At 57.2% G+C, this 14,570-nt stretch carries 13 protein-coding genes; 8 read left to right on the forward strand and 5 right to left on the reverse strand.

The window, feature by feature from the left end:
• Positions 1–5 precede the first annotated feature (5 nt).
• On the forward strand, positions 6–1,964 hold the full coding sequence (locus OUO13_RS13385; RefSeq protein ID WP_283174400.1) for a sigma-54-dependent Fis family transcriptional regulator: 1,959 nt from the start codon (positions 6–8) through the stop codon (positions 1,962–1,964).
• A gap of 176 nt (positions 1,965–2,140) precedes the next feature.
• Positions 2,141–2,830, forward strand: coding sequence for an SDR family oxidoreductase (locus OUO13_RS13390; RefSeq protein ID WP_283174401.1), 690 nt, complete (start codon positions 2,141–2,143; stop codon positions 2,828–2,830).
• Positions 2,831–2,905: 75 nt separating this feature from the next.
• Here OUO13_RS13390 and OUO13_RS13395 read toward each other — a convergent pair whose 3' ends face one another.
• Entirely contained in the window at positions 2,906–3,703 is a 798-nt protein-coding gene (locus tag OUO13_RS13395) for an AraC family transcriptional regulator (RefSeq protein ID WP_283174402.1), read from the reverse strand.
• Between the two features lie 138 nt (positions 3,704–3,841).
• On the opposite strand from OUO13_RS13395, the gene OUO13_RS13400 reads away from it, so the two are divergent.
• Positions 3,842–4,792, forward strand: a complete 951-nt coding sequence (locus OUO13_RS13400; RefSeq protein ID WP_283174403.1) for a DMT family transporter — start codon at positions 3,842–3,844, stop codon at positions 4,790–4,792.
• 75 nt (positions 4,793–4,867) lie between these two features.
• Here OUO13_RS13400 and OUO13_RS13405 read toward each other — a convergent pair whose 3' ends face one another.
• The 3 genes from OUO13_RS13405 to OUO13_RS13415 form a co-directional block, all read right to left on the reverse strand.
• Positions 4,868–6,592 carry a tannase/feruloyl esterase family alpha/beta hydrolase gene (locus tag OUO13_RS13405; protein WP_283174404.1) on the reverse strand — a complete coding sequence of 575 codons (1,725 nt, stop codon included), beginning with the start codon at positions 6,590–6,592 and terminating at the stop codon, positions 4,868–4,870.
• A 421-nt stretch (positions 6,593–7,013) separates the two neighbouring features.
• The gene (locus tag OUO13_RS13410; RefSeq protein ID WP_283174405.1) at positions 7,014–7,538 is read right to left on the reverse strand and encodes a cytochrome b/b6 domain-containing protein; all 525 of its coding nucleotides are present in this window, start codon (positions 7,536–7,538) and stop codon (positions 7,014–7,016) included.
• Between the two features lie 20 nt (positions 7,539–7,558).
• Positions 7,559–7,846 (reverse strand): PepSY domain-containing protein, encoded by a 288-nt coding sequence (locus OUO13_RS13415; protein ID WP_283174406.1) that lies wholly within the window; start codon positions 7,844–7,846, stop codon positions 7,559–7,561.
• Between the two features lie 322 nt (positions 7,847–8,168).
• Between OUO13_RS13415 and dapC the strand changes: the two genes are divergently transcribed.
• On the forward strand, positions 8,169–9,362 hold the full coding sequence (gene dapC, locus OUO13_RS13420) for a succinyldiaminopimelate transaminase (protein WP_283174407.1): 1,194 nt from the start codon (positions 8,169–8,171) through the stop codon (positions 9,360–9,362).
• A 14-nt stretch (positions 9,363–9,376) separates the two neighbouring features.
• On the forward strand, positions 9,377–9,805 hold the full coding sequence (locus tag OUO13_RS13425; RefSeq protein WP_283174408.1) for a SufE family protein: 429 nt from the start codon (positions 9,377–9,379) through the stop codon (positions 9,803–9,805).
• Between the two features lie 106 nt (positions 9,806–9,911).
• Here OUO13_RS13425 and OUO13_RS13430 read toward each other — a convergent pair whose 3' ends face one another.
• On the reverse strand, positions 9,912–10,307 hold the full coding sequence (locus tag OUO13_RS13430; RefSeq protein ID WP_283174409.1) for a GFA family protein: 396 nt from the start codon (positions 10,305–10,307) through the stop codon (positions 9,912–9,914).
• A gap of 175 nt (positions 10,308–10,482) precedes the next feature.
• Here OUO13_RS13430 and OUO13_RS13435 point away from each other — a divergent pair, with 175 nt between their 5' ends.
• The 3 genes from OUO13_RS13435 to ahpF all read left to right on the forward strand — a co-directional run bounded on the left by OUO13_RS13435 (position 10,483) and on the right by ahpF (position 14,422).
• Positions 10,483–11,598 carry a mechanosensitive ion channel family protein gene (locus tag OUO13_RS13435; RefSeq protein ID WP_283174410.1) on the forward strand — a complete coding sequence of 372 codons (1,116 nt, stop codon included), beginning with the start codon at positions 10,483–10,485 and terminating at the stop codon, positions 11,596–11,598.
• A gap of 348 nt (positions 11,599–11,946) precedes the next feature.
• A complete protein-coding gene (ahpC, locus tag OUO13_RS13440) occupies positions 11,947–12,504 on the forward strand; it encodes an alkyl hydroperoxide reductase subunit C (RefSeq protein ID WP_283174411.1) in 558 nt (185 codons plus the stop codon).
• Between the two features lie 370 nt (positions 12,505–12,874).
• Positions 12,875–14,422, forward strand: coding sequence for an alkyl hydroperoxide reductase subunit F (gene ahpF / locus OUO13_RS13445; protein WP_283174412.1), 1,548 nt, complete (start codon positions 12,875–12,877; stop codon positions 14,420–14,422).
• Positions 14,423–14,570: the final 148 nt, after the last annotated feature.

Consider the following 14,570-nt stretch of genomic DNA (forward strand, 5'->3'; position numbering starts at 1 on the left):
ACAAGATGTGGTCAGCGCTGGTTGAGTCACGTAATGCCGCTACCGCCAGTTATCAGCAGCGTTTACGACAGGCGCGCGAGCAGTTTGCCGAGGGTGGCGCATTACCCTCGGGGCTGTTGCCAGACAACGTGCTGCGTTCGTGGCAACGCAGTCGTCACAGTGGTTTACGCCCGTGGCAAAGCCGTCTGGCCAGCCAGCGCGGTTTGTATCCCCTCGCCGAGGCCGAACAGCAGCTGGCCAGTATTACTCGCCCACATCTGGAACGCCTGTGGCCGCTGTTGGGTGGTGTCGGCTGGAGCCTGTTTTGTGTTAACCGTCACGGCATCATTCTGTGTTCGCGCAGCTCTGGCCCCCATGATCCTCTCAGCGCCCTGCAGCCGGGTCTGCGTATTCAGGAACAGGACATCGGCACCACCGCGCCCATGTGTACCCTCGCCGACCAACAACCGCTGGTATTAACCGGCAGCCAGCATTATCTGTCTGAATTCGATGATTTTTTCTGCACCTCGGTGCCGCTGTTTGCTCCCGATGGCGAACTGCTCGGCGTACTCGACCTGACCGGCATTGGCAAACGCCAGCCTGTGCGCACGCTGGCCTTACTTGAACAGGCAGCCTTGCAGATTCAGGCCGAGCTGTTTGCCCGCCTGAACGGCTGCCAGCTGCTGAGTGTGCATACCCACCAGCATGACCACGAAGCCACTGAACCAGTGCCCGCCTTGCTGGCGCTGGATGACCATGGACGGTTGCAGGCCGCCAACTCACCTGCCCGCCAGTTGCTGGCTCTGCCCGATGATTACCAACAGCAACGTCTGAGTGAACTGTTCGACAGCCGTGATTGCCAGCGCTTGCTGGAGTTACAACCGGCGTCTGCGCCGCTGCTGGCGCGTTTGCCGGATGGTTCGGCGTTGTATATCCGCTCGGCCCGTACCAGCAAGCCTGGAGAAGCACGGATTGCTGCACGATCAGCGGCTTTATCCGCTGCGCAGGCTTTGTCAGAAAAACCTCTGGCCGTGGAACGCCAAAACCCTCATCCATTGGGCAACGACCCACACCTGAACCAGCAGTTTGAGCTGGGCTGTCGGGCGTTTGCCGCCGGTGTGCCGATTCTGCTGCAGGGTGAAACCGGCACCGGCAAGGAAGTGTTTGCCCGTGCCCTGCACCAGCACTGGAATGCTCACGCACCGTTTGTGGCCATTAACTGCGCCGCCATTCCGGAGAGCCTGCTGGAAGCGGAACTGTTCGGGTATGCCGATGGCGCCTTCACCGGAGGCCGTAAAGGGGGAGCAGCAGGACGCCTGGAAGCAGCCCATGGTGGCACCTTGCTGCTGGATGAAATCGGCGACATGCCACTGGCCTTCCAGACCCGGCTGTTACGGGTACTGCAGGAACGTTCTATTCGCCGCCTGGGCTCGGATATCAGTCGCCCGCTGGATATCCGTCTGGTCAGCGCCAGCCTGCGACCACTGGCACAAGCGGTAAACCAGCAGCAGTTCCGGGAAGACCTGTATTACCGCCTTAATGGTTTCACCATCACCTTGCCAGCCTTGCGCCAGCGTCAGGACTTCGATGAGCTGTTGTTACGCCTGATGGCTGACTCCGGCTGTGAGCTGACGGCGGACGCGCGCCAGCGACTGCTTCAACAAGACTGGCCCGGCAATATCCGCCAGCTGGAACAGACCCTGAAGCTGGCCACGGCATTGGCCGGGGCTGGCAATCCTGTCGAGCTGGTGCATTTGCCGCAGCTGCAAAACATTGCGCCTCTGTCCCCGGCGGCTGAATCGAATCTGACAGGTGTTCAGGACAACCGCCAGCAAACACCTTGCGAACCCACGCTCGAACAGGCGACCCGCCAGCTGATTGAAGCCACGCTGGCGGCGAATCAGGGCAATATCAGCCGCACTGCGCGCCAGCTCGGTTGTTCGCGTACGACTCTTTATAAAAAACTCGGACTTGCAAGCGCCTGACCAGGCCACGCGGTGGGCGCAGGCCTACACTGGAAACGTGGTAATCGCAGCGGTAGCCTGAACAGTCCGTTGTGATAACCCCCGTCCGATATACCGGGCAACCTGGTTAACATATTCAGAATCATGAACTGAATGTATTCCACAAAGCCCGGCCGTTACCCTGTAGAGGACCTGATATGCACACTCCCAATATTCTGATTGCCGGTGCCTCGCGAGGCATCGGGCTGGGTCTGGTCGAGACCTGGTTAATAAAAGGCGCGAGGGTACGCGCTCTGATTCGTTCACCCAATGCCACCCTGCTACAGCTGCACGATCGTTTCCACACCCAGCTGAGCCTGATTGAAGCGGATATGACCGCCGATGACTGTATCCACAAGGTGTTGGCCGATCTTGGTGATGAACAGCTGGATATGCTGGTGTTAAACGCCGGTCAGTATGGCCCGGCGGCGCAGGATGTTCTGACCACCAGTAGCACCGAAGTCGCCGACCTGTTTATGACCAACGCCATTGCGCCTATGCGGCTGGCGCGAGCACTGCAAGACCGGGTACTGTCCTCCGGGGTGATTGCGTTTATGAGTTCACAGATGGCCAGTGTCGAGCTGGCGCTGGCGCGTGATATGCCGCTGTACGGGGCCAGCAAGGCCGCATTAAACAGCCTGATTCGCAGCTGGAGTCACTCCGCTGATGCGCCCAAAGCCAGTCTGCTGGCGTTACATCCGGGCTGGGTCAAAACCGATATGGGTGGGGAGCAGGCGCCAGTGGAAATCGCCGACAGTGTGAATGGCCTGATTCAGGTAATGGAAAAACAGGCCGGTCGCGGCGGCTGTTATTTCCGCAGTTACGACCAGCAGGTGCTGGCCTGGTAGGCTCGCCTGGTCAGCTGGTTACATACATCGTTACATACATCGTTACATACATCGTTACATACATCGTTACATGCCTCAGACAGTGCCACGCCGGTATTCATCCGGCGTGACGCCCATACGACTGCGGAACATCACAATAAAGGCCGAAGCGCTGCTGTAACCCAGCTCCAGCGCAATCGACTCCACCTTGTCGCCCCTGTCCAGCCGCTCCAGCGCCCGTAATACCCGCAAACGCTGTTTCCATTCCACCAGCGTCATGCCCAGTTTTTGCTGGCAATGACGGGTCAGGGTGCGCTCGTTGCAATGCAGTTGCGCCGCCCATTCTGCCAGCGAACGATTGTCGTCCGGGTGTTGCTGCAAGTGCTGCAACAGCGGTTGTAACAACGGATCATCACTGCCGGGTAAATAACTACCCGCCACCGGCAAATGCCCGAGCTGATCCACCAGCACCTGCAAAAAGCGTTTTTCTTCCGGGCTGTAGGGCGCTTTGGGCGGTGTAATGCGCAGGTGTTCCAGCATCGAACGCAGCAGCGGCGTTAACAACAGCAGCGCCCCTTTGGACGGCAACCCCGGTACGACCTGCGGATGGATATACACCGAACTGTGGCTGGCCTGATGGCGGCCGAGGCCGGTGTGATCGGTATTGGGCGGAATCCATACCGCGTAGCCCACCGGAGCCAGAAAATCATGACCGGCAATCCGCACCTGCATCGAGCCGTTGTAGGCCTGCACCAGCTCGCCCCAGTCATGGCGATGGCTGGAGTAGAAGGAATCAACACCGGGGCTGGCGACCCGGAAATAGATCGACTCCGGTAATTCACGCCCGGTTGAGGCGAACGTCTGAGTGGCGGAGGCTTTGCGGCTTTCTGGCATTTTCGACACCGTTTTCAGCTGTCAGTCGCGCAAGATAAGTTGTCGGTTTCTCAATATATCCTGCAGATCAGACAAATCCATAATTCTCTGCCATGCCACACAACCATGTGTGCGCTGCGTTTTCGTGGAGCAAGAGTTATGTCCCTGCGTCGCCCCCTCGACAAGACCGCCATCGGCCTGATGGTACTGGTCTGTTTTATTTTCAGCAGTCAGCAACTGGCCATGAAAGGTGCCGCCGCTGATCTGCTACCGGCGTTGCAGGTAGGTATCCGCTCGTTGATTGCCATGACCCTGTTCGGGACGTTTGTCTGGCTCAGCGGCCAGTATCGCCAGTTCCGGCCGGGGTTGTGGCTGCCCGGTTGTATGGCCGGGGTGCTGTTCTGTCTGGAATACATCGCCCTTGGTGAAGGCCTGAATTACACCAGTACCGGCCATGCCGTGGTGTTTATGTACACCTCGCCGATTTTTGCCGCCCTCGGCCTGCATTTTCTGGTGCCATCCGAACGCCTGTCAGGCTGGCAATGGGTCGGTGCAGGTCTGGCGTTTGCTGGCATCCTGTTGGCCTTTGTCGATAAAGGCAGCAGCGGCCACAACAGTATTTATGGCGACATGTTGTGCCTGGGTGCTGGCATTGCCTGGGGCGCGACCACCGTGCTGATTCGCAGCAGCGGCCTGGCCAATGCTCCGGCGTTACAAACCCTGCTGTTCCAGCTTGGGGTAACGGTGGTGCTGATGGGTATTGTGATGTCTCCGGCGCTGGAATGGCCCATCAACCTCAGCACAACCCTGCTGCTGAGTCTGGGTTGGCAAACTCTGGTGATCACCATGCTGGGGATGACGCTGTGGTTCTGGCTGATTCGTAATTACCCGGCATCACGCATTGGCGTGTTGTCGTTCCTGACCCCGGTATTCGGGGTGATTCTGGGCGCGGTCTGGCTGAATGAAGAAGTGGAGCCGGGTTTTATCGCCGGATCGTTACTGGTATTGGCGGGAATTCTGCTGGTCAGTGGCCATGAATGGTTACAACAACGGCGGCGGGCGGCCCAACCAACACCGACGAATCTCGCAGGAGAATCAGCGGCGGGCTGAGCCCCGCCACTGTTCCCGCAAGCCAGCATTACCTGAGGCAGCCCCGTGCTGCCGCAGGCAAGTGTCTGGTCTGACTTACTCTTTACACTCGAAGCTGCTGGCCAGTTCGATGTCACCAGTACCCTTGTAGGTTGCCACACTTGGGTACGGGCACAGCGGACGGCTGCGGTCTTCTGCCCAGTCTTCCGGCAGCTCGGTGTTTTCACCACCGGCGTTACCCACACCACGCGCCGTTGCCACAATGGCTTCTGGCTGTTCGCCCTGCTCAACCCAGTTCACCAGTGAGGTCAACATGTCGAACTGGTCGGTAGCCGGACCACCCGAGCAGTGCCCCATGCCCGGAACGGCATAAAAACGGGCGAACTCATCGGTATCACCGGTGGTTTGCTCCAGCGCCTTGAACCAGGCTTCGGTATCGTTGATCGAGAAGATCTGATCCGACACGCCGTGGTACACCATGATCTTGCCACCACGGTTTTTCATGGTGGTCATGTTTTCCGGAGACGGAGGTGCCATAAAGGACATGGCCGACTCGGTGTAAATGCCCGAGGTTTGTTCGGTGCGCTCAGTCAGCTCGTCTATGTCGGAATCAAACACAAACGCCGAACCATCGAAGTTGGCGATGCTGAAATCCTGCAGATCCACCGGTGGTGCGTTGAAAATCATGGCCACCGCACCAGAGTCACGGGTCAGCGGCGCACTGTATTCCCAGCTGGCATTACCAGTGCCATCCAGACCGTGGTCATACGGGAAAGATGAATAAATAGTGGTGCCATCGGAGGTGGTTGGGCCAGCGTAAATCTGGGCGATCACATCTTTCTGAGCCTGGGTCAGGCAGCTGCCGTCACGATCGGCTTCACAGGTTGGAACATCGGTTTGCAGGCTGAAGGCGGTCTGACAGCTGCGGTAATCCTGCACCATACCGTCTTCGGCACCATCCAGAGCATCACATTTCTCAACGATGGCAGCAGTAACCATGGCGCGTTCAGTCTGGGTGAAAGCAGTGCTCAGATCACTGGTGCTGGTGCCCGGTACAGTGGCGTACAGCTTGGCACCGGCAATGTTGGCAACCGCGGCTTTCGGCAGACGGTAACCCGGCGCCCCTACCAGGAAACCATCGTACTGATCAGCATAACGGGTCGCCGCCACCATGGTGTGACGACCACCGTTGGAGCAACCACCAAAGTAGCTGCGATCCGGCGCCTTGCCATACACCTGTTCGATGATCGACTTGGCCATCGGTGTCAGTTTGGCAACGGCCTGATAACCGTAGTCCAGACGGGCTTGAGGATCATAACCAAAGGTCGGCAGGCCAGGGCTGTGGCCAGCGTCAGAACTGATAACGGCGAAGCCCATCAGCAGCGCACCGTTCAGCGGGCCGCCACCCAACGCACCTTGTGCGGTGACGAGGCTGCCATCCAGACCACCGTTGGCCTGATAGTAATAACGGCCATTCCAGTCCTTCGGCAGACGCATTTCGAAACCAACGGCGTAACTTTTGCCATCCACGTCGCTGACGCGGCTGTACATGCTGCCGACCACGCGGCAGTGTTCCGCCACCGGGTTACCACCAACGGTCAGGGTGCCAGCCGCGACGGTTTCTACCGAGGTGATGGTGGTGTTATCAAAACTCAGTGAGCCAGCCAGCGACTCACAGGTTCCGGTATAGGCAACACCGGACGCCGCCGACAGTTGTGGAATTTCAACCTTGGAGGATTTGTCGTCATCAGAACCACAGGCAGTCAACAGGGATGCTGCAACGGCCAATGACAGCAGGGTGGGTTTGCGCATTTGAAACATGGGGTTTGCTCCTCGCATACTCACTCGGTTGGTGAGCACGCTTATTGTTGTTATTTGCAACAGTGAAGTTACAACACAATCAAGAGAGCTAATTAATAACTTTTACAACAAATTCCATTAAAAAACTGACATACAGTCGTTCAGTGTATCAATTTGTGCCAGCCAAAATCCGGTATCCAGTGGCTGGAAGCAGCGGGCTGGGTAAATTCAGGACATTTTTGCCAACGACTGTTCAACAGAGGTTATGAACGGTCAGGACTGCGGCAAACAGGCGTGTGAGTATCGGCATCGGGAAATAGCACCCCGGCTGACATCCGGACAGAACATCCGGGAAAAACATCGGCCGCTGTTGAGCGCCCCAAAACAACAGGCCGGCAAAAGCCGACCTGTTGTGAGAGTACGATTGGTACAACCCAAGTGTTTACGGCGCGGAGTCCGATGCCCGCTTGCGGGCGATCAGCATATCGCGCACCAGTGGCACCCGGTAACGCAGCTGGATCAGCAGCACCGCCAGCACGTGGATCACCACAGCGGCCATTACCGTATTGGCCGACCAGGCGTGCAGATTCTGCACCCAGTCTTCGCCCCAGAAGGCATCCAGTTCCTGCATCCAGCCACTGACCGAAGTCAGTACCAGACCGAACAACAGGAACAGCACCATCAGACCCGCCAGTGGGCTGTGATGGCTGTTATTGCGGTGCGCCTGCTGATACTCGGCAAAGCGCTGGAGGTTATCGCGCAGAGCAGCCTTGTGTGGCCAGAAGTCGGCAAAACGGGCGTTTTGAGGGCCAATAAACCCCCAGACGATACGCGCCAGCAACAGCGCCGCCAGTACGTAACCCACCCATTCGTGGGCATCATCACCGGCTTCCAGTACCCAGAAATTGGCCAGAAACAGCAGTGCCGTGCTCCAGTGGAACAGGCGGATAAAACGATCCCAGATCATCGCTGCTTACCCGCGATCAATCAGTCTTCGATCTCTTTTTTGACGATAGCGCCAGTCTTGGTGTCGAAGTACACCTCGATCTGCACGTATTTGCTCTTGTCGTCGTTCAGACCCCAGCCGTAAATTTCGTAGCAGTTGCCAGAGTTCTGGAATTTCTTGATGGCAAAACCGTATTCGTTAACGATCTTTTTCTGCATTTCCAGCGGGTGCAGACGCTCGGCTTCCGGGTGCTCTTCACACTTGGCGGAGGCCAGTGCCTGGGTAGAAGCCAATGCGGTCAGCAGAACCAGCAGGGATTGTTTGATCATGACGTTCTCCTTGAGTCCAGACGGGCAGTGGTCTGCCCTGATGAAATTCTGGCCCGACGATACCAGCTAACGATAATTACTAGCAATATCATTCACGACACAAAAATTCCCTGCTACCTGTTTATACCGACTTCCCCCTGAACCATCTCTCGCAAACCATCTATCTCAATCAAGCCAACAGACGTAAACCTCCGAACACAAACCTCTGGGCACAAACCGCCCGCATCCGGAATGCGCCCACCGCCGTAATGCGGTTATAATCGCCGGCTATTCCAATTTCCCGACGGTGCCGCGCCCGCCGCCCTTACTCTTTTGGTGATGCATGAACCCGGATCTGAGCAAACTCCAGCCCTACCCATTCGAGAAACTGGCCAAACTGAAGGCCGCTGTCAGCCCGAACCCGGCGCTGGAGCACATTTCTCTCTCGATTGGTGAGCCCAAACATCCGTCTCCGGAGTTTGTGCAAAAGGCGCTGATCGACAATATCCGTGCGCTCGAAGTGTATCCAACCACCAAGGGTATGCCGGAGCTGAGCAACGCCATCGGTAACTGGCTGACCCGTCGTTTCAAGCTCAACCGCATTGATCCGGCCACCGAAGTGATTCCGTGCAACGGTACCCGTGAAGCCATTTTTGCCTTCGCCCAGGCCGCCATTGACCGCAGCCAGCCTAACCCACTGCTGCTGAGCCCGAACCCGTTCTACCAGATCTACGAAGGGGCGGCGTACCTGTCCGGTGCCACCCCGTACTTCCTGCCATGTCTGGCCGACAGCGGCTTCAAGCCGGATTACGACGCCATTCCGGAACAGGTCTGGAAAGACTGCCAGCTGCTGTTTGTGTGCTCTCCGGGCAACCCGACCGGTGCCACTCTGAGCACGGACGAATTCAAGAAGCTGATCGAGCTGTCGGATCGTTACGACTTCATCATCGCCAGCGACGAGTGTTATTCCGAGCTGTATGTGGACGGCAAGGAAGCACCAGCGGGCCTGTTGCAAGCCTGTGCCGAACTGGGCCGTGATGACTACCACAACTGCGTGGTGTTCCACTCGCTGTCCAAGCGTTCCAACCTGCCAGGTCTGCGTTCCGGTTTTGTGGCCGGTGATGCCCGCCTGCTGAAACCGTTCCTGCTGTACCGCACCTACCACGGCTGCGCCATGTCGATTCCGGTGCAACTGGCCAGCATCGCCGCCTGGAATGACGAAGCCCACGTCGAGGAAAACCGTCATTACTACAGCCAGAAGTTCAAGGCTGTGCTGGAAATCCTGCAGCCGGTGATGGACATCGAACAGACCGACGCCAGCTTCTACCTGTGGCCAAAAACCCCGATTGCCGACGACCTGTTTGCCCAGCAGCTGTTTGCCCGTCAGAACGTCACCGTGCTGCCTGGCTCCTACATCAGCCGCACCGTGGATGGCATCAACCCGGGTGAAGGCCGCGTGCGTCTGGCGCTGGTCGCCGAAGTGGAAGAATGTATTGAAGCGGCACGTCGTATCCGTGCCTTTGTTGAAAGCCTGTAAGCGAGGGAACCCGCATGACCCTGATCGCCAATCCGTTTGGTACTGACATCAGCACCGACGACATTCTCGACAGCCTCGGTTTCTTCGACGACTGGGAAGAGCGTTACAAGTACATCATCGACCTCGGCAAACAGCTGCCAGCCATGCCGGATGCCAAAAAGACCGAACAGTACCTGCTGCGCGGTTGCCAGAGCCAGGTGTGGATCGACCACGAAGTGGTGGATGGCAAGGTAGTGATTGAAGCCGATTCCGACGCCCATATCGTGCGTGGTCTGCTGGGTGTGGTGCTGGCGGCCTATAACGGCAAAACTCCGGCCGACATCACCGCGTTTGATATTGATGGCTACTTCGCCGCCATCGACCTCATCAAACACCTGAGCCCAACCCGTGGCAACGGCATCCGCGCCATGGTCAAAAAGATCCAGGACATCGGCGCCGCCTGATACCTGCGCCCCGAAGGCTCAGCCTTCGGGGTTATTCTCCCGCCAGAGCATCCAGCTCATCCTTGAACTGCTTCTGTTAAACCGGCTGATCCGCAACCGGCCCCGCTTATTTCGGCGGCCACTCATCCCATACCGGAATATCCGCTGCCGCCTGCAACCAGGGCACCTGATGTGATACCCAGATATGCTGCTGCGGAGTCTGGCCCGGGTCTTCATCCAGCGTAGCGACCCGCAGCACCAGAGTGTCACGACCATCAATGGTTTTGATCAGCTGCGAACCACAACAACTGCAGAACATCCGCACCCGTCCCGGTGACGACTCATAGCGGCTCAGCAACTCCTCCCCCGCCAGCCAGCGAAAATCGGCCAGCCGCACCGCGGCACCGGTATTAAACGCCGCCGCATGCGCCTTGCGGCACGAGTGACAGGAACACTGCTGAATCGGTGACGCCAGCGCATCCGCCTCGTAACGAACCTGCCCGCACAAACAACTGCCCTTCATGATGAACTCCCCCCAACAACCACTGCCTGACATATGCCTGCAGTCTGGCACAGCCACACTGCTGCCCCAACCGCCTACTCTGCGAAACACTGCAAACCATGATTTCCGCAGGGTGGCCAGCTCCGGACATGGGCGGCATACTGCGCGCGCCTGAACAGTAACAACGGGAAGATGAATGAACGAACACACTTTTGACGTACCTGCCTGGTGGACCGATCTGGTCAGTCAGAACTACGACTGGTTCTGGGAAGTCAGCATTGCTCTCGCCATCACCCTGCTGGCCGGTTTTGTCTGGCGTTTTTTCCGCCACAGTCTGATACGTCTGACCTCTCGCACCAAAAGCCACTGGGACGATGTGGTTGTGGAATCACTGGGTACACCCGGTAACTGGATCATCATTGCTATTGGTGCCACCTGGATTGCCGATATCACCGCCCGCAACTTTGATTCCGAGCTGGTCACCAGCATTCCTGTCGCCCGTCAGTTGTCATTGATCATTCTGGTCGCCTGGGCCATCTGGCGTCTGATTTCGCGGGTCGAGGAACATCACATCAACAAAGGCAGCGACCCGACCACCGTGCAGATGGTGGGCAAAATCGCCAAGATAGTGGTCTGCATCCTGATTGTGATGCCGGTGTTCCAGATGCTGGGCATCACCATTTCCGGTCTGCTGGCGTTTGGTGGGGTTGGTGGTCTGGTGGTGGGTCTGGCCGCCAAGGACTTGCTGGCCAACTTCTTCGGTTCGCTGGTGATCTACATGGACCAGCCGTTCAAGGTCGGTGACTGGGTTCGCTCACCGGATCGCAATATTGAAGGCACGGTTGAAAGCATCGGTTTCCGCGTCACCCGTATCCGCACCTTCGACAAACGTCCGCTGTATGTGCCGAACTCGATTTTCACCAGCATTTCAGTGGAAAACCCGTCGCGGATGCTCAACCGTCGTATCTACGAAACCATCGGTATCCGTTATCAGGATGCCCGCAAGATGAACGCCGTTATCGACGCCGTGCGTACCATGCTGCAGAACCATGCGGACATCGATCAGGAGCAAACCCTGATTGTGAACTTTAATGCCTTCGGTGCGTCCAGCCTCGATTTCTTTGTGTACACCTTCACCAAAACCACCAACTGGGTGGAATACCACCAGGTGAAACAGGATGTGCTGCTGAGGATTATGGAAATCATCCATGAACAGGATGCCGATATCGCCTTCCCGACCCGCATGCTGCACATCGACAACTTGCCGGAACGTGTCATGCGTTCACAGATGCCATCCCCAAACGGCCTGTAACCGGTCGCCGCGTCCCATTCCATCAGGGCCGATGAATACCGGATCTCCAACCGTATTCACGGCCCGGTTCCTTCCGCCGCCAGTAATAACCCTACTTTTATTAAGCATTATTCAAGCCGTTTTCGGACGGCTTTTGTCTGCCAACAGAAACGCTACGTTTTCCACAACTGCTCACTTATCAGCCAATCTGTTGATCCCTGCCAAGAATCCACCCCGCTGCGTTCAATATAGTTTTCCAATCGCTTAGTTTGAAAACATCAATTTAACCTATAGGCGATTTGCGACGAATATAAACCCCGTAGACAAGATTCACATCGCAAGACACCGAACACACACTGGAGAAACACCATGATCAACACTGAAATCAAACCATTCAAAGCGACAGCATTCAAAAGCGGTCAATTCGTAGAAGTGACCGAAGCCGACGTTAAAGGCAAGTGGGCTGTATTCTTCTTCTACCCAGCGGACTTCACCTTCGTATGCCCAACCGAACTGGGCGACCTGGCTGACAAATACGCTGAACTGCAGAAACTGGGCGTAGAAGTGTACTCCGTGTCCACCGACACCCACTTCTGCCACAAAGCCTGGCACGACAGCTCCGAAACCATCGGCAAGATCAACTACTACATGCTGGGCGACCAGACCGGCACCATCACCAACAACTTCGGCGTCATGCGTCCAGGTGTTGGTCTGGCTGACCGCGCCACCTTCCTGATCGACCCACAAGGCATCATCCAGGCCGTAGAAATCACTGCCGAAGGTATCGGCCGTGACGCTGACGACCTGATGCGCAAAGTGAAAGCCGCCCAGTACGTGGCGTCTCACCCGGGTGAAGTATGCCCAGCCAAGTGGAAAGAAGGTGAAGCGACTCTGGCTCCGTCTCTGGATCTGGTTGGCAAAATCTGATCTGACTTCGTCTATGGGCGAGCTGCGGTGTTACGGCCTTCATTCGGCCCGTCGCCTACCAGAACGGTATGTCTCGGGCTCTCATTCAGTCCGTGCCTTGCAGCTCATCCCATAGCCTGTGTCAGTGATAACGGCTGGCTGAGGGATCACTCCATCTCTCAGCCTGTGCCGGTGCCGACGGCGAGCTGACAGATTCTTTATCTCTCACTATGCCGGTGTCGCTCACTCTTTATGGCGTGAGCGGCAAACAATCTGATCTGTGCCAGCGGTGCTTCGGTGGCCAGACCAGTTCAGACAGTGTTTCACCGAACGCTGTCTGACCCCGAATTCAAGACCGATTCCATCAACCATTCATCAATGGATGTTCACCATGTTAGAAGCAAGCCTCAAGCAACAGCTGAACACCTACCTGCAAAACATCGTACGTCCGATTGAGTTGGTGGTGTCTGTTAACGACAGTTCAAAGTCCAAAGAGCTGGAAGAACTGGCGCGTGAAATCTCCGATATGTCCGGCAAGATTTCCCTGAAAATCAAAACCAACGACAGCGGCCGTGTACCGCGTATGGTTGTGGGTGCGGAAGGTGAAGAAGGTCGTGTGACCTTTGCCGGTGTGCCGATGGGCCACGAGTTCACCTCGCTGGTATTGGCCCTGCTACAAGCCGGTGGCCACCCGAGCAAAGCCGCTCCTGAACTGCTGGCGCAGGTAAAAAGCCTGACCAAACCGATGAATTTCGAGGTCTACGTATCGCTGTCGTGCCACAACTGCCCGGACGTGGTACAGGCCATCAACCTGATGGCGGTGCTGAACCCGAACATCAAGGCCACCATGATCGACGGTGGTGTGTTCCCGAAAGAAGTGGAAGAAATCGGCATCATGGCGGTTCCTACCCTGATGCTGAATGGTCAGCCGTTTGGTAACGGCCGAATGACCCTCGAAGAAATCGTCAACAAGGTGGATGACGACGCCGACGCCCGCAAGGCCGCCGAACTGTCCGCCAAAGAAACCTACGACGTACTGGTCGTCGGTGGTGGCCCGGCTGGCTCGGCCGCCGCGATCTACGCCGCCCGTAAAGGCATCCGTACCGGTGTGGTCGCCGACCGCTTTGGTGGTCAGGTGCTCGATACCCTGGGCATCGAGAACTTCATCTCCGTGAAGGAAACTGAAGGCCCTAAACTGGCGATGGCACTGGAAGAACACGTTAAACAGTACAACGTCGACATCATGAACACCCAGAAAGCGGTAGCGGTTCGTGAGGTTAACGGCCTTAAAGAAGTGGAACTGGCCAACGGTGGTGTGCTGAAAGCCAAATCCCTGATTCTGGCCACCGGCGCACGCTGGAGAGAAATGAACGTACCGGGCGAAGCCCAGTACAAAACCAAGGGTGTGGCCTTCTGCCCACACTGCGACGGCCCGCTGTTCAAAGGCAAACCGGTTGCGGTGATTGGTGGTGGTAACTCCGGTATCGAAGCCGCCATCGACCTGGCCGGCATCGTTGAACACGTCACCGTGCTGGAATTCTCCGACACCCTGCGTGCCGACGCGGTACTGGTGAAAAAAGCCGAGTCGCTGCCTAACGTGCGTATCATCAAGGAAGCGCAAACCACCGAAGTAGTCGGTGATGGCAGCAAGGTGACTGGCCTCAAGTACAAGGACCGCACGACTAACGAAATCCACCAGCTCGAACTGGCCGGTATCTTCGTGCAGATTGGTCTGGTACCAAACAGCGAGTTCCTGAAAGACACACTGGAACTGACCAACCGTGGCGAGATTGTGATCGACGCCAAAGGCCAGACCAGCATGGCCGGTGTGTTCGCTGCCGGTGACGTCAGCACCACACCGTACAAACAGATCATTATCTCGATGGGCACCGGCGCCACCGCCGCACTGAGCGCCTTCGATTACCTGATCCGCAACTGATTGGCCGGACGCCTGTTGCGGAAACAGCCGGTGTCGTCACCACCGGCCTGTTCAGGCAGATCAAACCGACCGCCAACCTCAGGGCTACCGCAGCCTCAGGTTGCGCGGCACAGCTGATCCGCGACTGATCGGCAGGACGCCAATCCCC

This window comes from Parathalassolituus penaei (genome assembly GCF_026626885.1).
Taxonomy (GTDB): Bacteria; Pseudomonadota; Gammaproteobacteria; order Pseudomonadales; family Oceanobacteraceae; genus Oceanobacter; species Oceanobacter penaei.